The following is a 404-nucleotide window of genomic DNA, read 5'->3' as shown; positions in this document are numbered from 1 at the left end:
GCGTTGCGTGCGATCTCCTGGGCGGCGGCGCCCAGCTCGTTGATCGCCGCGGCCACGCTGTTGGTGCGGCTGGCCTGCTCGTCGGAGTTGGCCATGGACGAGTTGGAGGCGTTGACCACCAGCTTGGCCACTTCGTTGAGCTGCTGGGTGGCCGAGGACACCTCGCGGATCGAGCCGTGGATGCGCTCGACGAACTGGTTGAAGGAGCTGGCCAGCTCGCCGAACTCGTCGCGGCTCTGCACGTTCAGGCGCTTGGTCAGGTCGCCCTCGCCCTGGGCGATGTCGCGCATGGCCTTGCCCATCAGCAGCAGCGGCTGCATCAGCACGCGGATCAGCATGCCCAGCAGGAGCAGGGTGGCGATCACCGCGACGAGGGTGGCGACCACGGCGGAGGCGCGGAACTC

At 68.6% G+C, this 404-nt stretch carries 1 protein-coding gene; it reads right to left on the bottom strand.

What is annotated here, in order from left to right:
• Positions 1 to 404, bottom strand: a 404-nt coding sequence (locus NF616_RS21170; RefSeq protein ID WP_252275740.1) for a HAMP domain-containing protein, incomplete at both ends; no start/stop codon positions are given.

It is taken from the genome of Pseudomonas subflava, from assembly GCF_023823685.1.
Taxonomy (GTDB): Bacteria; Pseudomonadota; Gammaproteobacteria; order Pseudomonadales; family Pseudomonadaceae; genus Aquipseudomonas; species Aquipseudomonas subflava.
This window is presented reverse-complemented; position numbering and strand designations above follow the sequence as displayed.